18 protein-coding genes are annotated in these 16629 nt (G+C 35.9%); 6 read left to right on the forward strand and 12 right to left on the reverse strand.

Annotated elements, in window-relative coordinates; translation table 11 throughout:
- Positions 1–11: 11 nt before the first annotated feature.
- The 3 genes from ACYFX0_RS10390 to ACYFX0_RS10400 all read right to left on the reverse strand — a co-directional run bounded on the left by ACYFX0_RS10390 (position 12) and on the right by ACYFX0_RS10400 (position 3695).
- On the reverse strand, positions 12–599 hold the full coding sequence (locus ACYFX0_RS10390) for a TetR/AcrR family transcriptional regulator (protein WP_000742213.1): 588 nt from the start codon (positions 597–599) through the stop codon (positions 12–14).
- 106 nt (positions 600–705) lie between these two features.
- Positions 706–2391 carry a long-chain-fatty-acid--CoA ligase gene (locus ACYFX0_RS10395; RefSeq protein ID WP_000416317.1) on the reverse strand — a complete coding sequence of 562 codons (1686 nt, stop codon included), beginning with the start codon at positions 2389–2391 and terminating at the stop codon, positions 706–708.
- 338 nt (positions 2392–2729) lie between these two features.
- Positions 2730–3695: a BclA C-terminal domain-containing protein gene (locus ACYFX0_RS10400; RefSeq protein WP_106081804.1), complete on the reverse strand. Its 966-nt coding sequence runs from the start codon at positions 3693–3695 to the stop codon at positions 2730–2732.
- 451 nt (positions 3696–4146) lie between these two features.
- Between ACYFX0_RS10400 and ACYFX0_RS10405 the strand changes: the two genes are divergently transcribed.
- Together ACYFX0_RS10405 and fhuB are read left to right on the forward strand one after the other, a co-directional pair.
- Positions 4147–5121, forward strand: a complete 975-nt coding sequence (locus ACYFX0_RS10405; RefSeq protein WP_000722824.1) for an ABC transporter substrate-binding protein — start codon at positions 4147–4149, stop codon at positions 5119–5121.
- 7 nt (positions 5122–5128) lie between these two features.
- Positions 5129–7165, forward strand: a complete 2037-nt coding sequence (gene fhuB / locus ACYFX0_RS10410) for a Fe(3+)-hydroxamate ABC transporter permease FhuB (protein ID WP_106081805.1) — start codon at positions 5129–5131, stop codon at positions 7163–7165.
- Positions 7166–7365: 200 nt separating this feature from the next.
- Here the strand turns inward: fhuB and ACYFX0_RS10415 are convergent, their stop codons facing one another.
- A complete protein-coding gene (locus ACYFX0_RS10415) occupies positions 7366–8265 on the reverse strand; it encodes a tetratricopeptide repeat protein (RefSeq protein ID WP_000825582.1) in 900 nt (299 codons plus the stop codon).
- Positions 8266–8418: 153 nt separating this feature from the next.
- On the opposite strand from ACYFX0_RS10415, the gene ACYFX0_RS10420 reads away from it, so the two are divergent.
- Positions 8419–8922 carry a DinB family protein gene (locus ACYFX0_RS10420; RefSeq protein ID WP_000284975.1) on the forward strand — a complete coding sequence of 168 codons (504 nt, stop codon included), beginning with the start codon at positions 8419–8421 and terminating at the stop codon, positions 8920–8922.
- 63 nt (positions 8923–8985) lie between these two features.
- Here the strand turns inward: ACYFX0_RS10420 and ACYFX0_RS10425 are convergent, their stop codons facing one another.
- The 6 genes from ACYFX0_RS10425 to ACYFX0_RS10450 all read right to left on the reverse strand — a co-directional run bounded on the left by ACYFX0_RS10425 (position 8986) and on the right by ACYFX0_RS10450 (position 13379).
- Entirely contained in the window at positions 8986–9678 is a 693-nt protein-coding gene (locus ACYFX0_RS10425; RefSeq protein WP_000945187.1) for an ABC transporter permease, read from the reverse strand.
- A gap of 129 nt (positions 9679–9807) precedes the next feature.
- Positions 9808–10512: an ABC transporter permease gene (locus tag ACYFX0_RS10430; RefSeq protein WP_000945208.1), complete on the reverse strand. Its 705-nt coding sequence runs from the start codon at positions 10510–10512 to the stop codon at positions 9808–9810.
- Positions 10513–10546: 34 nt separating this feature from the next.
- Positions 10547–10708 (reverse strand): hypothetical protein, encoded by a 162-nt coding sequence (locus ACYFX0_RS10435; protein ID WP_000931814.1) that lies wholly within the window; start codon positions 10706–10708, stop codon positions 10547–10549.
- A complete protein-coding gene (locus ACYFX0_RS10440; RefSeq protein WP_000221121.1) occupies positions 10701–11624 on the reverse strand; it encodes an ABC transporter ATP-binding protein in 924 nt (307 codons plus the stop codon). The genes ACYFX0_RS10435 and ACYFX0_RS10440 overlap by 8 nt, the downstream gene beginning before the upstream one ends.
- Positions 11625–11749: 125 nt before the next feature.
- On the reverse strand, positions 11750–12685 hold the full coding sequence (locus ACYFX0_RS10445; RefSeq protein ID WP_000247674.1) for a HAMP domain-containing histidine kinase: 936 nt from the start codon (positions 12683–12685) through the stop codon (positions 11750–11752).
- 1 nt (position 12686) lies between these two features.
- A complete protein-coding gene (locus tag ACYFX0_RS10450; protein ID WP_000018046.1) occupies positions 12687–13379 on the reverse strand; it encodes a response regulator transcription factor in 693 nt (230 codons plus the stop codon).
- 170 nt (positions 13380–13549) lie between these two features.
- Between ACYFX0_RS10450 and ACYFX0_RS10455 the strand changes: the two genes are divergently transcribed.
- The gene (locus tag ACYFX0_RS10455) at positions 13550–13723 is read left to right on the forward strand and encodes a hypothetical protein (protein WP_001293576.1); all 174 of its coding nucleotides are present in this window, start codon (positions 13550–13552) and stop codon (positions 13721–13723) included.
- A complete protein-coding gene (locus ACYFX0_RS10460; protein WP_001014310.1) occupies positions 13724–13918 on the forward strand; it encodes a YwbE family protein in 195 nt (64 codons plus the stop codon). It begins immediately after the preceding gene.
- Positions 13919–13957: 39 nt separating this feature from the next.
- On the opposite strand, the gene ACYFX0_RS10465 is transcribed toward ACYFX0_RS10460, so the two are convergent.
- The gene (locus ACYFX0_RS10465) at positions 13958–15157 is read right to left on the reverse strand and encodes a class I SAM-dependent rRNA methyltransferase (RefSeq protein WP_001255945.1); all 1200 of its coding nucleotides are present in this window, start codon (positions 15155–15157) and stop codon (positions 13958–13960) included.
- A gap of 294 nt (positions 15158–15451) precedes the next feature.
- Here ACYFX0_RS10465 and isdG point away from each other — a divergent pair, with 294 nt between their 5' ends.
- Positions 15452–15775, forward strand: a complete 324-nt coding sequence (gene isdG, locus ACYFX0_RS10470; RefSeq protein WP_000587818.1) for a heme oxygenase — start codon at positions 15452–15454, stop codon at positions 15773–15775.
- A 72-nt stretch (positions 15776–15847) separates the two neighbouring features.
- On the opposite strand, the gene srtB is transcribed toward isdG, so the two are convergent.
- Complete coding sequence (gene srtB, locus ACYFX0_RS10475) at positions 15848–16612, reverse strand: class B sortase (RefSeq protein ID WP_137073237.1); 765 nt, start codon at positions 16610–16612, stop codon at positions 15848–15850.
- Between the last annotated feature and the right edge of the window lie 17 nt (positions 16613–16629).

Consider the following 16629-nt stretch of genomic DNA (forward strand, 5'->3'; position numbering starts at 1 on the left):
GATCCCTCCCATTATTGACGATAACCACAAGCTGCAATGAGTAGCCCATGTACCGTTTTTGAAAGTGCGACCAGATCATACTTATGATCGCTCATTACCCAATTGGTCACAACTTCATCTACTGTTCCAAAGATCATTTGTCTTGCCACGCGAACATTTAAATCTGCTTGAAATTCACCTTGTTTTATACCAGTCTCTAAAATCTCATCCATAACTTGTAAGTAGCCTTTTAATACTTCATTTATTTTAAGGCGCAAGTCTTGATTGGACTGCCTGAGCTCTAATTGCGTAACGATAGCAAGGGGATCATTTTGTGACAACAGCAAGAAGTGCGTTTCTACCAACATGAATAACTTCGATACAGCGCTTTCAATTCCTGCTGTTTTTTGACGAATTGTTTCGACAAAATCTCCCATCTTCTCTTGGAATAAGGATATTAATATATCTTCTTTATTTTTAAAATATAAATAAATCGTGCCATCAGCTACCCCAGCTTGCTTTGCGATTTTAGAAACTTGCGCTTGGTGGTACCCATTCTCCGCAATCACAATGACTGCCGCATCAATAATTTGATTGTATTTCGGTCTATTTTTCTTCACTTTACTGTCCCCTTCAAGAAGATGACTGAATGAATAGTCATTCATATTCTTATAATACTGACTATTTAGAAAAGTGTCAATCCTATTTTTTCAAAAAGAAAGGGCCTTAGCCCGTTTGCTCATCCTCATTCTTTCTCTTCTCTTCATCCATTAAAACACGGCGTAAAATTTTCCCTACTGTCGTTTTCGGCAATTCATCTCTAAACTCATATACTTTCGGCACTTTATAAGCCGCTAAATATTTACGTGCAAACTGATTTAATTCTTCCTCAGAGCACTCCGTACCTTCTTTTAACACAACAAATGCTTTAACTGTCTCTCCTCTGTACGGATCTGGAACTCCAATTGTCACTACTTCTTGCACTTTTTCATGCTCATATAATACTTCTTCAACTTCACGAGGATACACATTAAATCCACTCGCGACAATCATATCTTTCTTGCGATCTTTTACATAGAAGAATCCATCTTCATCCATGTATCCAACGTCACCTGTATGGAGCCAGCCATCTTGCAATACAGCCGCTGTTTCCTCTGGCTTATTCCAGTATCCTTTCATAATTTGAGGACCTTTCACTACAATTTCCCCTATTTCTCCTGGTGGTAATGCCTCACCAGTTTCAAGTGACATAATGATTGCCTCTGTATCTGGCCACGGAACTCCAATGCTACCCGGCACTCGCTTTTCCCATAAAAAATTACTATGTGTAACCGGAGATGATTCTGTTAAACCATATCCCTCTACTAGTTTACCACCTGTAACTTTTTCGAACTTTTCCTGTACTTCTACTGGCAGTGGTGCTGATCCACTAATACAAGCACGAATAGAAGAAATATCGTATTCTTTTAAAAGCGGGCTATTTAAAAGAGCGATATAAATAGTTGGAGCCCCTGGAAACAATGTCACTTTATGCTTCTTAATCGCTTCAAAAACCATTTTCATATCAAACTTTGGAATAAGGACCATTTTGTATCCTTGCATAATACTTAAATTCATAACAGCTGTCATACCATAAACATGGAAAAATGGAAGAACCCCAAGGACGACTTCTTCACCTTCGTTACAATTATATAACCAATGCACTCCCATCAAAGTGTTAGAAACGAGGTTTTTATGCGTTAACATAACTCCTTTTGGAAATCCGGTTGTTCCTCCTGTGTACTGTAAAAGAGCTAGATCATTTTCAGGATCACAAGGCACCTCAACATTCGTATTCACTTCTTTTTCTACTGAATTCCAAAGATGAATCGTTTCACTCTCTGATACTTTCACAACTAAATTCGACTGTTTTTTCTGCACAAATGGATACAATAGATTTTTAGGGAATGGTAAAAAGTCTGCAATACGAGTTACGATAATATGCTCAATTTTTGTAGCAGATTGAACATTCGTTACTCTTGGAAACACTAAATCGAGACAAAGAATTACTTTTGCTCCCGAGTCATGAAGCTGATATTCTAATTCCCTTTCTGTATACAGTGGATTGGTTTGTACTACGATACCTCCCGCAAGTAATGTACCGTAATAACCAATTACAGCTTGCGGACAATTCGGCAACATAATAGCAACTCGATCACCCTTTTCCACACCGAGCTTTTGAAGATAATTTGCAAACCTCTTCACCTTATCATGGAAGTCCGAAAACGTAATATCCTTCCCTAAAAAGTGAAGCGCTTTCTTTTCTGGGTAGCGAGAAGCCATCTGTTCTACATATCCATGAAGTGGCTGAATATCATAAGAAATCGTACTAGGAATTTCCTCTGGATAACTTTTCAACCATGTTTTTTCCACCTTCATTCCCCCTTCAAATACATAAAAAATAAAGTGAAACTTTAATCAGTGGGGATTTTTCAGCCCCACTGATTATTAGCCCACACCAATCGGGATTTTACGGGCAGTTAATCACCCAGCTAACTTCTTTACTTTCGCTGAATTTTGAGGCGGGATCTTACTGCCCGTTAATGCGGGATAAATGAATGTTCATTCATGATGGTTATTTTCATTATATTATAGTCACCATAGCGTTACAATCATAATATTCTGACTTTTTTATAACTATGCTTTACTTCATTAACTTCTTATTATATGTAGAAACTCTCCTAATCTTAAAAGAGTAAGAGAGTTTGTCATTAACTTAATCTTATAATCGTTAATACCGCTCCTGGGGTAGTTGTTGATAATGTCGCAACAGCTAACAAACCAAATAATTGCAAACTAATTGCACTCCCCGCCGCAAGGGTCGTAATAATTGTCGCACTAAATGATGTCGTTGCTAATGCAGGAGAATTAATAGTCCCAGCAAGCGGTGCCCCATTAATTGTAATTCGTGAACTAACTAATAATGAAGCGGTTATATTAATTGTATATGAAATATAATAGTTCCCTGCATTTGCAACCGTAAATACTGTGTTCCCCCCAGACACTGTAATACCTGGACCGATATTCTGATTGTTTGGAAGCGGGACATTTGTTCCACCTAGTAGTACCGATATTGCTGTTCCCGACGTATTATTTGCAAATGCGTATGTTGCCGTTATACTTGTGCCTGTTGCTCCTGTTGGGCCTGTCGCTCCCGTTGCCCCTGTATCGCCTGTTACTCCCGTCGCTCCCGTTGGGCCTGTTGCTCCTGTTATCCCTGTCGCTCCCGTTGCCCCTGTATCGCCTGTTACTCCTGTCGCCCCCGTTGGGCCTGTGCCACCTGTTGCTCCTGTTGGACCCGTTGCCCCTGTTATTCCTGTCACTCCCGTTGGGCCTGTTGCTCCTGTTATTCCTGTCGCTCCCGTTGCCCCTGTTATTCCTGTCGCTCCCGTTGGACCTGTATCGCCTGTTACTCCCGTCGCTCCTGTTACTCCTGTCACTCCCGTTGGGCCTGTTGCTCCTGTTATTCCTGTCGCTCCCGTTGCCCCTGTGTCGCCTGTTACTCCTGTCGCTCCCGTTGAGCCTGTTGCTCCTGTTATTCCTGTCGCTCCCGTCGGACCGGTTGGACCAACCTTAGGAACTGTCCCATCGCAACTAAAACAGCATGAATCAACATGTACACCATTTTGATTATTACACCCACAATATCCATTTATGTTATTGATCCATGAAGACATGTTGATCACTTCCTTTACATTCGATCTTTTTAGCGCAATCACCGAATCAAAAAACACCTATCTAAATAACAAAGAAATACTTAGCCTAGTGGGGGATAAAACACAGATTTCCTCCATACATTCTAGTAATTATTACATGCGATTCACTCTCCTTTTGCTTGTACTTTCGCCCCATCTCCACAGATTATTAACCATACACATTACGCTTTCGTACACAGACAAGTTCCCATTTAAACTTTCCACATTCGCCAATCTTTTTAGTAAAGAGGCTGATTCTTCATAAATAGCAACTATAATATATAAAAATCCGTATAACTTGTTATTTTTATTCAAAATTTTAAAAAAATATTGACACTTAAATTATCCTCATAGTATGATTTGGGTGTTGTAATTGATAACCATTTTCACTTATGGTGCTAGTTACAAAAAACACTTAATTTGGGGGCAGAAGATGAAGAAAATTCTCAGTATTTTCATAGTAGTTCTTCTATTCGCTGTTGGATGCGGACAGCAAAAAGAGGAGAAAAAGGAAACAAAAGCGGACAATAAAAATCAAGCTATAACAATTAAACACGCTGAAGGGGAAACAAAGTTAGATAAACCAGCGAAAAAAGTAGTTGTACTTGAGTGGGTATATTCAGAAGACTTATTAGCACTTGGTGTTCAGCCAGTAGGGATGGCAGACATTAAGAATTATAATAAATGGGTAAATACAAAAACAAAACCAAGTAAAGATGTTGTAGATGTAGGGACACGTCAACAACCAAACTTAGAAGAAATTAGCCGTTTAAAACCGGATTTAATTATCACAGCTTCATTCCGTAGTAAAGCAATTAAAAATGAATTAGAGCAAATTGCACCAACAGTTATGTTTGATCCATCAACAAGCAATAACGATCACTTTGCTGAAATGACAGAAACATTTAAACAAATTGCAAAAGCAGTTGGAAAAGAAGAAGAAGGTAAAAAAGTATTAGCTGATATGGATAAAGCCTTCGCTGATGCAAAAGCAAAAATTGAGAAAGCAGACTTAAAAGATAAAAACATCGCAATGGCACAAGCATTTACTGCTAAAAACGTACCAACATTCCGTATCTTAACTGACAATTCTTTAGCTTTACAAGTTACAAAAAAATTAGGTTTAACAAATACTTTTGAAGCAGGAAAATCTGAGCCAGATGGTTTCAAACAAACAACTGTAGAATCATTACAAAGTGTACAAGATTCAAACTTCATTTACATTGTAGCGGATGAAGATAACATTTTTGACACTCAACTAAAAGGCAACCCTGCTTGGGAAGAATTAAAGTTCAAAAAAGAAAACAAAATGTATAAATTAAAAGGCGACACTTGGATTTTCGGTGGTCCTGAGTCTGCAACATCTTTAGCAACACAAGTAGCAGATGTAATGACAGCGAAGAAGTGATTACACAATGAATAGCCTACAACATACACTTCGAGCAAGTCTTGTATTCGGAGGAGGAGCAGCTCTCTTGCTCCTCCTTTTCTTTATTCATATCGGACAAGGTCAAGCAAACATTTCCTATAGTATGATTATTGATGCTCTTATCTCACCGAACCAATCACTAGAGCATCAAACTTTAATTATGCTTCGATTACCTAGGGCCGTAATTGCCATTTTAGCTGGAGGTGCTCTTGCTGCATCTGGGGTCATTTTACAAACATTAACGAAAAATCCACTTGCTGAATCCAGTACAATGGGTATTCACTCTGGCGCATATTTCTTTCTAGTAGCGGCTACAATTTTTTTACCAAAAGGTCTGCAAATTAATTCACTTCTTTTCACATTTATCGGCGGTGCTATGACCGCTTTATTTGTATACCGTATTTCTGGTGGAAAAAAGGGAACCCCACTTAGAATGGCACTAGCTGGTATGGTCGTTACATTAATGCTTTCTGCCTTTACCGGAACGATGCAGCTTTTCTATGAAAATGAAACAGCTGGTTTATTTTTATGGGGAGCTGGATCTCTTATTCAAAATAACTGGGATGGCGTTCAATTTGCTTTTCCATTTATCATTATTTCTTTCCTAGTTTTACTATTTATGTCTCGTAAACTCAACATTCTCTTACTTGGTGATGATGTCGCTGTTTCTCTTGGTGAAAAAACAGCAGTAACACGTCTTATCGCCTTCATTGCTGCGATCTTTTTAACAGCAGTAATTGTAACTGTTGTTGGACCAATTGGATTTGTTGGCTTAGTTGCACCACATTTAATGCGTCTTATTGGCTACCGTCAACACTTTACTCTCCTTCTCTCTTCTTTCTTATGGGGAGCTGTACTATTACTTGGAGCTGATGTCGTTGGTAGACTAATAGATCCAACTGGGGCTGAACTTCCTGTCGGAGCAGTCACGGCAATGATTGGATCACCTTGGCTTATTTACTTAGTCTATCGAATGATGAAATCGAAACAATATATGAATGATAACGGAGCGAATGCAGCTGGAGCTAGTTCTCACTATTACTCTTATAAAAAGGTAATCATTATCTCTATCACACTTTGCATTGTGACAATTACTCTTGGTGTTACAATCGGTAGTAACGCTTATATCGAAAGTATTACAAATGTTATATCAGGACAATTAACACAATTTGATAAAAATATGATGATGAACCTTCGTTTACCAAGAATGCTCATTGCTGCTATTGCTGGCGCATGCCTTGCAATAAGTGGGCTTGTTTTCCAAGGTATATTACGAAACCCACTCGCCGATCCTTCTATTATTGGTATTTCATCGGGAGCTGGTGTTGGTGCTTTAACTATTATGTATGTCTTTCCCGCACTTCCTGGTTTCTTCCTACCAATTGGTGCATTTATCGGCGGACTACTTGCAGTTGGAATTGTTCTCTTCTTCTCATGGAAATCAGGATTTAGCCCAACAGCCCTTGCTTTAATAGGAATTGGTATTTCAGCTCTCGGTTCAGCGATTATTCAAATCTTTATCGTTAGAGCAAATTTGAACGTTGCTGCTGCTTTAACATGGCTATCAGGTAGCACGTATGCAAGAGGATGGAATCACTTAGAAAATATCATTCTATATCCATCGCTAATTCTTGTATTCATTATCTTTTTCTTAATAAAACAACTTGATGTTCTCGTACTTGGAGACGATTTAGCAACGGGACTCGGGCAACCAGTAAATAAAACGCGCCTTGCCCTCATTGTGTTAGCAACACTACTTGCATCTGTAAATATCGCAGCTGTCGGTACAATTGCCTTTCTAGGTCTTGTTGCGCCACACTTAGCACGAATCGTCGTTGGTATGAATCATCAAAGATTATTCGTTTGCTCCGCACTATTTGGAGCAATCCTTCTTTCCATTGCTGATTTACTCGGACGAACAATTGCATATCCGAAAGAAATTCCTTCTGGACTTGTCGTTGCTGTACTTGGAGCACCTTATTTCTTATGGTTGATGAGGAAGAGTGGGAAGAAGGTTAATTAAAAAGGAGGCTTCGTTTTAGAAGCCTCCTTTTTATATACTAAATAAAGTGAAACTTTAATTAGTGGGGGGTTTCTTCATCCCCGCTGATTATTAGCCCACACCAATCGGACTTTTATGAGCAGTGGATCTCCCACCTAACTTCTTTGCTCCAGCCGAATCTTGAGGTGGAAGTTTTACTGTCCGACGAATAGCCGGATAAATTACTCTGATCTCACTAATTTCACAGATTTAGTACTCCCCATAAACTCATGATGTACAGTTAATGTGTTCTCCTCAATTTTCAAATCAGCCTTATGCTTTATTTCCCCCACTAAAAATACAAGCTCTACAGAAATAATCCCTTGGTCCACACTTAATATTCGAAAGTCTCCTATAGTAGTCCCTTTCCCAAAAATATTATGTTCCATAAATTCTCCGCCTGTTTTCTCACTATTAATAGATTCTATTTCCAACCCAACTGGCCTGTCTGTACTTTCTGATGACATCCAAGACCCCTTTAACTTTCCAATATCAGCCTCTTTTTTCTTTTCATTTTTTAACTCTTCCTCTTTTTTCTTAACTTCTGCTTGTTGAGTTAGTAAGCCATCGATTTGCTTATTCAGCTCTTCGGCCCGTTGATTTTCCGAAATAAATTGTTGATTTTGGCCAGTATCGTTAACAATTTTATTTACTATCCCTTTAGCCTCTTCATACTTTTTATCACTCTTTAACTTCTCTGCCTTTTCCAATTGACCTATATATTGACCTTTTAACTCTTTATGCTCTATGAGCGAATCTTTTTGTTCTTTCGCTTGACTTTGAAGGATTGCGGAACCATCTTTCATCTTTTCTACTTCTTGAAACAAACCTATTGCTTGTTCTATATTTCCACTCGATTTCTCTTTTATCGAACTTATCATCTTAGTAGTTTGGTCTTTTAATACCTTTGCTTCTTTATCATCCTTTTTCTCTTCTAATGCTAGCTCAAATGATGCTACTGCCGTGTCATATTCTTTACTCGCTAACGCCAATTTCCCTTGATCCATTGCTTTTTTATAGGTTTCATTGCTACATCCTACCATTAAAAATAAAATTATGATTCCTAAAATCAATCTTTTCATAATATCTCCCTAAATTAATATAATTCTATATACACTCAATAGTATCATAAAATTTATATATAAAATTTTAAATACCATCATTAAAACATAAAGGGAACTTGTCATTTCTTCTCGAACTTAATCTATGAACATAAGTAGAGGGGGATAACAATAATGTACCAAACAATTGAAGGCTTTTTACAATCATGGACATACGAAGCAGAGTCTACTCAGAAAATGCTTGATTCATTAACCGATGCATCTTTATCACAGGAAATTGCACCTGAACATTGGACTTTAGGAAGAGTTGCTTGGCATATCGTGACGGCAATTCCTGTGATACTATCTGGCACAGGGCTAAAGTTTGAAGGAGAAACGAAAGATTATCCTGTTCCAACTTCTGCAAAAACAATTGCAGATGAATACCGTAAAGTAAACGCGGCTTTTGTTGAAACACTTCAAAGTAAATGGACTGATAAAGACTTAGCTACTATTAATGACTTCTTTGGTCGCCCTATGCCGAATTCTATATTTTTAATGACACTCATTAATCATCAAAATCACCACCGCGGGCAAATGACGGTTTTAATGCGACAAGCCGGCTTAACAGTTCCTGGCGTATATGGTCCCGCAAAAGAAGAATGGGCTGCGGCTGGAATGGAAGCTCCTAAAATGTAACGACAAAAAAGACAAGATGTTTACATATCTTGTCTTTTTCTGTAACTTGTTTCATGTGAAACTTTATAATGCATCTTCACTCTCAATATTTTTAATCCCAAAATAAGCAATCACCATACCGATCGCTGCAAATGTGAATTGAAGAGGTAGAAAAGTCGCTATCGGAAATATTGGCTGGTTATTAATTGCGATTGACACAACAATAATAGATGAAACAATTGTAGTTGGCACTGAACGTTTACGCATTCCGAAATATAGCGGGATTAAACTTATTCCCGCAGTTGCAATGGCTAAAGGAACAAGATTTATTCCTTCTTGCACTAATTGATCTACTGTAAATGGATTAGGAAGAATTGAAAAATAGCTATCTATCCCAAAGAAAACTCCTACTATTAAAATGTTAGATACAATAACTGTTATAAATGTTAATGTCGCTGTAATGACCAACTTACTAATCATCATTTTTCTCCGATTAATAGGATAAGAAAACATAAGTATTATTGTTTTATTTTTATATTCACCAATTATTAACCTTGCGATTAACACACTACCAAAAACAATAAATGTTGCTCTTACTAATGTACTAGCCGTTAACAACATCATCTGCGGATCTCTTATTTCCGGATCACCTTCTACTTGAGCAACGATGCTCGTAAAGATCATTAATGCCAGTATAGTAATATTTGCAATAACTGCCCCTTTTACGTACCAGCCAAGCTTAAACTTTTTCAATTCTAGCTTCATAAGACGTAACATGATAGTCCTCCTTTCCCCTGAAACACCTTAACCCCCAAAACCACACTAGCAATTGTAATAAGTAAAATTGCAATTACTATTATCTTTTTCACCATTCATACCCCAGTTCGTTGTTGTTTTAAGCTTACTTCATGCCACATCAACCTTGTCGATTTTACGATAAGATAGATAACTAATGAAAATCCCTAATAAACAGAGCACAATTGGGATAGCTATAAAATCAAACATACTTACTTGACCGTTTCCAGCCCCAACGTTACCACTAATCAGCATACCAATTATTACTGCGGAAGTAATCGTTGTAGGTGTCGATTTCTTTCTCATTCCAAAAAATAAAGGAATTAAACTTATACCAGATATCATAAATGCACTTATAATAGTAGCTGGAACGATAGCTATTATTTCGCCTATCGTAGCAGGTGTTTCAATCAGTCCCATCATTGGACTCACAAAATAAACGAGCAAACTAATAATGAAAGTAGCGATAATCGTGCTCACAAAACAAAAACAAAAAACAATTGTTAATTTCGCCCTCATTAGCATTTTCCTTTGCAGCGGGTACATAAACGATAGTTGCATTGTTTTGTTCTTATACTCGTCTATTACTAACCGTGATAAAATGACCGAACTAAAAATAATGAATGTTATCCTAATAAAAGTGTTTATTAAAACCATTTGTTGCGTGAAGTCAAAGAAGAGCACGTCTCCCTCGGCTTTAATTCCCAACGCCATAAGGCTTACTGCAGCGAAAATTGCTATAATACAAATTGCTACCCCTTTAAAGTAACTAGATAATTTATGTTTCTTCCATTCGAGCTTCATTAATCTAAGCATACAAACCACTCCTCCATTCTTTATATAACTGTCTTTATGCTGCTAACATTCTAATTCCAGCAGTAACGAAGCTTAACATTCCTATCACTAGTAGAATTAACAACCATTTCCGCTCTGGTTTTCTATAATATAAAATTCCACTTATTAGCATTACGATAAATCCACTTACCAGGTTCAGCCACAGTCCATTAAGCATGAATACCTTCTCCATCCATTACATTTAAGAAATATTCTTCTAAGGAACTATGTTTCTTATTAATACTTTCAATTTCCACATCGTTCATAATAAGTGCTTTTGAAATGGCCTGCTGAGACACTGACGTATCATACACACGAATCATGGTTCCACTCATTATTTTGTAGTTTTTTATACCAAGTTTATCTTCTAAAATATAAGCTGCACGTTTCACATCAGGAACAGTGATTTCAATGTACTCTGTTTGCTTTCCGTTAATACTCTTCATTGAAACTTCTTTTATTAGTTTTCCATTTTGAATCACACCAATTGTATCGGCCATTAATTCCATCTCACCTAAAATATGACTAGAAACTAATAATGTAATACCGTATTCTTTGCAGAGCATTTTAAATAAGTCTCGTAACTCTTTAATGCCAATTGGATCTAAACCGTTAATTGGTTCATCTAAAATGAGCAATTCTGGCTTTGTCACGATTGCCCTTGCAATACCGAGTCGTTGTTTCATTCCTAATGAAAAATCTTTTACTTTTTTATTATCTACCCCTTGTAGTTTCACTAAATGTAAAGCATGGTCAATTGCATTTTTATCGTAGTAGCCCATATATTCACAATGCAGGTCTAAGTTTTCTTTCGCCGTTAATTTATCATAAAAGATTGGGTATTCAATAATTGTCCCCATTCTTTTTAATACTTCATACGATGTATCTGTTAATTTCTCACCGAAAATTTCTATATCACCACTCGTCGGTTTTATTAAATTTGTAATCATTTTCATAATCGTTGTTTTACCAGCACCGTTTGGTCCTAAAAAACCATAAATTTCTCCTTTTTTCACATGCATGTTAACACCGGAAATAACTTCTTTCCCTTTAAACACTTTCGTTAACTGGTTTGTTTTTACTATATATGTCATGTTACTTTCCCCTTTCGCAATACTCTATATTTCTATAATAGACAACAGAAATCTCTTTTTTCTTACCCGTTCCTTACAAATTCCTTACGCTGAAAAAAAGCTTGTAGAATTTACTTCTCTACAAGCTAAAACAGCATCTTTTTTAATACAACTGTAAAAATTGTTTTTTCATAGGGCTTACTAGAAAGATGTATTTCTCCGTCCATCGCTTCCACAAGCCGTTTCGTAATCGTTAATCCTAGACCGCTTCCTTGGTACGATCTATTTCTTGAATCTTCAAGTGTGTACATTCGCTCAAACACTTTATCAATATGAGATTCATCAATTCCTTTTCCTTTATCCCATACGTCTATATACACACTCGTTTCATCATCTCTTAAAGTCATACCGAGTGTCTTTCCATCATCTCCATATGTAATTGCATTTGATATTAAATTATTCAATACTCTGCCTAATACTTCTACATTTCCAAGTGCGTATATATTTCTTTCTGGTATATCAATATGAACCTGAAAACCTTTCGTCGTCACTAAATCATAAAAAGATAAAATCTTCTCGCGGCAAACTTCATTCATATTTACTTTTGTCATTTCAATTGCTTTGTCACCAGATTCTAATTTTGCCAAATCAAAAAACTTATGAATTAGCTCCATCACTTCTAATGTTTTCGTATGCACTTTTTCAAGTAATATTTGTTGTTCTTCTTCACTTATCGTTTTATCCTTATTTAACATTTCTGTATATCCAAGAATAACTGTTAGTGGTGTTTTCAAGTCATGCGAAATATTTGAAAGCATTTTTCTCATCGAAATTTCTACTTTGGCATGATCTGCATTCGTTTTCTGTTTTGCATCTAATAATTGATTAATTGCCACTAATAATTTTTGCAATTCTAGATCATCTGTCATAACGAGTAACGTCTCGCCTGTTTTGTCATTTACAATACTTTCTAACTTTTCATATGTGTATCGTAAATTTTTACTACTATTTTTTCTCATTTTATATTGCATATAAATGACACATAACAATATAAAAATAATACCTATTAACAAATTGACCATATTACATCACTTCCAACTTATAGCCGATGCCCCATAACGTTTTAATATATTCTGGATTAGATGGATCACTTTCAATTTTCTCACGCAATCTTCTCATATGAACATTAATAACGTTATCATCACCGTAATACTCTTCATTCCAAACTAACGTATATATTTGCGCTTTTGTAAATACACGATTTTGATTTTTTACGAACAGTTTTAAAATCTCAAATTCTTTTAAAGTGAGCTTGAGAGGGTTCCCGTTTTTTTCTACAGTAAAATTAATTGGATCGATTGTTAAATCGCCAATCTGAATCATCTTTTCTGTTGTTTCTGTAGCCGAGTATTTCGTAGACCGCCGAATCCCTGCTTTTACACGTGCAGCCAATTCAATCATAGAAAATGGCTTACAAATGTAATCATCTGCTCCAAGTCCTAAGCCAACAGCTTTATCAACATCTGTATCTTTTGCCGACATCATTAAAATCGGAACAGCACTTTTTTCACGAATAATACGTACAACCTCTAATCCGTCTAACTTCGGCATCATTATATCAAGGATCACTAAATCAAAAGATGATTTAAAAAAGGTTTGCACCCCTGCTTCCCCGTCAGACGCCATCGTAACTTGAAAGCCTTCCTTTAATAAATATTTTTCCACCATCTCTTGAATTGAAATATCATCTTCAACTAATAAAATATGATGTGACATATGTCTATCCCCTTTTTTTACAAACATTAACATATCAATTGTATCGCAACGAATGAATGCTGGAAACAGTTATATGAATTTTCAAACCAACTTCCCTTCCTTCCTTAACAATGATATGATGAAATTCACTACGATTGTTCATAATTAACTTTATATAAAGGAGACTTATCATGTCAGAAAACAAAAAAGTAAGCTTAGCTGATTTAATGCGTGAACAACTTGCTAAGAAAAAGCAAGGAAATGGAAATGGTCAAAATGCAAAAAATCAAAACCAAGAAACGAAAAAATTACAAAACCAACAAACAAAGAAGACAAACAACCAACGTAGACGTACAGGTGTGTAAATGAACGGACAAAAACGTTCTAATATCGCACCCGGTCTTGAAGTTGATATTGTATTAAAACAAGATCAACGAACAGGCAAATTAACACGTGGCATTGTAAAAGATATTTTAACAAACTCCCCTTCCCATCCACATGGCATTAAAGTGCGATTGCAGGACGGGCAAGTCGGTAGAGTACAAAATATCGTTCAATAAGAAAAGGAGCTCAAGTAAACTCGAGCTCCTTTTTCTTTATTAACCTTTAATTTTCTCGATGAAAACTACTTTTAAATAGTCTCCTTCTTTAAATTGATCAATGGTACGGAAATCTTCTGGTAAAGAATGTTCTTCTAATATTTTATATTTGCCATTCATTTCTTTAAAGGCTGTATCGATAAAGCCTTTAAACTTTTTCATATCGAATGCACTACAATTTGTAGAAGCAACGATAATACCGTTATTTTCTGTAATAGCAATTGTTTCTTTCAATAAATTTTTATAATCTTTTGCTGCACTAAATGTATATTTTTTTGATCGGGCGAAGCTTGGAGGATCAAGTACGACCATATCAAATTTCATCTTTTTCTTAGCTGCATATTTGAAGTAAAGAAATACATCTTCTACAATAATATCTTGTGCTTCATAATCAACTTCATTGACACTAAACTGCTCAATCGTTTTACTTAAACTACGATTTGCAAGGTCAACACTCGTCGTTTTACTCGCTCCGCCAAGCGCTGCAAATACAGAGAAAGCACCTGTATAAGAGAACATATTTAACACTGTTCTTCCCTTTGCATATTTATCACGAATTTGTTTTCGAACGTTACGTTGATCTAAAAATACACCAACCATTGCCCCGTCATTTAAATAAACAGCGAAGTTCACACCGTTCTCTTTTACGATAAGCGGGAACTCACCGCGCTCTCCTGCTACGAAATCATCACCCTCAATATATTTCCCTTTCGTATCAAAACGCTTCTTCTCATAAATACCTTTAAAGTTTGCTACTTTTTGCAGAGCTGCTATAATCTCATCTCTGAAAGTATAAATCCCTTCACTATACCAACTTACTACGTAGTAGCCGTCATAATAATCGATAATTAGTCCGCCAAGACCATCACCTTCACCGTTTAGGGCGCGGAATGCTGTCGTATCACTTGATTTATAAAATTGTTTTCGTTTATGTAAGGCAGATTTGATTTTACTTTCAAAGAAAGATTGATTAATTTGTTCACTCTCTTTTCTCGTTAAAATCCAGCCGTATCCTTTATTTTGTTTTCCATAATAACCTTTTCCGACAAAGTTGTTCTTCTCATCTACTACTTTGATGATTGTCCCTTCTTCACGAACATCGTTTAAATTTTGAATTGCATCTTTTAAAATAAGTGGATATCCACTTTTAATTTCTTTTATAAATTTCGGTTTTATTTTTATAGTTACTTCTGATCGCATATAATAACTTCCTTTCCATTTGCATGCTTTCTCTATAGGAAGCATTTAAAAAACGAGCCTGAAAAAACAGCCTCGTTTCACTATACCATATTATTGCTTTGCTAGTACAACTCGCTCATTCTCGCACTTAACCGCCACATATTTACTACGTTTTGAAATGGAAATCTCACTGTCCAAAATAATAGAAAAAAATTATATATTTCACATTTACCATTGACAATGATAATGATTTTCATTATCATTTAATGTATATGAGTTCTTGAAAATATAGCTACATTTATAGGAGGAATAAACATGATTATTGTTACAAATACAGCTAAAATTACAAAGGGAAATGGACATAAATTAATTGAGCGTTTTAATAAAGTAGGTAAAGTTGAAACGATGCCAGGCTTTTTAGGTCTAGAAGTTCTTTTAACGCAAAATACAGTTGATTATGATGAGGTAACAATTAGCACTCGATGGAATGCAAAAGAAGATTTCCAAGGTTGGACAAAGAGCGCCGCATTTAAAGATGCTCACTCACATCAAGGTGGAATGCCAGAATATATTCTTGATAATAAAATTGCTTACTATGATGTAAAAGTTGTACGTATGCCAATGGCTGCAGCACAGTAAAAACAGTTCTTTTTTAAAGTATAGAATATGAGAAGCGTTATCTATCACTTCTCATATTCTATACTTTTTTCTTTAATTTCTTTTTACTAACTTTGCGTGTATAACTAGCCTTCCAGCCTCTGGATCAAGCGCATAGTCACAAGTAGAAAGTGTTACGATTTCATCATTAGCCGTCAATTCCGTATCCGTTTTGTACAGTGATTTTTCTTGAACTTCCTTTAAGAACGATGTATATACTGCATCATTTTCAAAATCCGTTTCAATGTAATAAAAGTCCGTTGTTGTCGTATATACTGAAAAAACTTCAACGTCGTATCCTTCAAATAATGTATCGTAATATAATTTACGATGGGACATGAAAAAGTCTTCATCCAACATTTTTTTTAAACTACCAAACATAGAACCGTCTTTCATACGATGGCCATATAAAATCGTATTTCGATTTTGAGATTTCACATCATTACGATGGTCCATAAAAATGCTTCCCGCTCTCATATCTTCACCTTTATAATTACGAAATAAATAGTAATCATTATCTTTTGCTTGAACGATTGGATAATTAATTTGTGTATCATCCATCGTAATCCATCCGACTATCTCTGGATTAATTTTCTGGAGATCCTGAAACTGTTTACGTACCTCTCCGTCTTCCGATTTTTCTTCCATTGGACTTCTTTTATAAATATGTTGTGCCTCAGCCATTACTTTACGATTTTCATAATAATCCATGAAAATCCCACCCAACTCATACATTGAATAGAAAAAGATTCCTAAAAACACAATTGTAAGTATGCGTTGAAAAAAAGAATTCTTTTTCCGTCCGTTCTTGCTATTCAAATTATCACCTCAAAACG

The organism is Bacillus sp. NEAU-Y102 (genome assembly GCF_054788175.1).

What these genes read in the sequence shown, in the direction of transcription:
- ACYFX0_RS10405 (WP_000722824.1), top strand. Translation starts at nt 4,147, where the DNA reads ATGAAGAAAATTCTCAGTATTTTCATAGTAGTTCTTCTATTCGCTGTT.
- ACYFX0_RS10400 (WP_106081804.1), bottom strand. Translation starts at nt 3,695, where the DNA reads ATGTCTTCATGGATCAATAACATAAATGGATATTGTGGGTGTAATAAT.
- ACYFX0_RS10435 (WP_000931814.1), bottom strand. Translation starts at nt 10,708, where the DNA reads ATGCTTAATGGACTGTGGCTGAACCTGGTAAGTGGATTTATCGTAATG.
- ACYFX0_RS10460 (WP_001014310.1), top strand. Translation starts at nt 13,724, where the DNA reads ATGAACGGACAAAAACGTTCTAATATCGCACCCGGTCTTGAAGTTGAT.
- ACYFX0_RS10420 (WP_000284975.1), top strand. Translation starts at nt 8,419, where the DNA reads ATGTACCAAACAATTGAAGGCTTTTTACAATCATGGACATACGAAGCA.
- ACYFX0_RS10455 (WP_001293576.1), top strand. Translation starts at nt 13,550, where the DNA reads ATGTCAGAAAACAAAAAAGTAAGCTTAGCTGATTTAATGCGTGAACAA.
- ACYFX0_RS10445 (WP_000247674.1), bottom strand. Translation starts at nt 12,685, where the DNA reads ATGGTCAATTTGTTAATAGGTATTATTTTTATATTGTTATGTGTCATT.
- ACYFX0_RS10440 (WP_000221121.1), bottom strand. Translation starts at nt 11,624, where the DNA reads ATGACATATATAGTAAAAACAAACCAGTTAACGAAAGTGTTTAAAGGG.
- isdG (WP_000587818.1), top strand. Translation starts at nt 15,452, where the DNA reads ATGATTATTGTTACAAATACAGCTAAAATTACAAAGGGAAATGGACAT.
- fhuB (WP_106081805.1), top strand. Translation starts at nt 5,129, where the DNA reads ATGAATAGCCTACAACATACACTTCGAGCAAGTCTTGTATTCGGAGGA.
- ACYFX0_RS10430 (WP_000945208.1), bottom strand. Translation starts at nt 10,512, where the DNA reads ATGCTTAGATTAATGAAGCTCGAATGGAAGAAACATAAATTATCTAGT.
- ACYFX0_RS10425 (WP_000945187.1), bottom strand. Translation starts at nt 9,678, where the DNA reads ATGTTACGTCTTATGAAGCTAGAATTGAAAAAGTTTAAGCTTGGCTGG.
- ACYFX0_RS10450 (WP_000018046.1), bottom strand. Translation starts at nt 13,379, where the DNA reads ATGTCACATCATATTTTATTAGTTGAAGATGATATTTCAATTCAAGAG.
- ACYFX0_RS10415 (WP_000825582.1), bottom strand. Translation starts at nt 8,265, where the DNA reads ATGAAAAGATTGATTTTAGGAATCATAATTTTATTTTTAATGGTAGGA.
- ACYFX0_RS10465 (WP_001255945.1), bottom strand. Translation starts at nt 15,157, where the DNA reads ATGCGATCAGAAGTAACTATAAAAATAAAACCGAAATTTATAAAAGAA.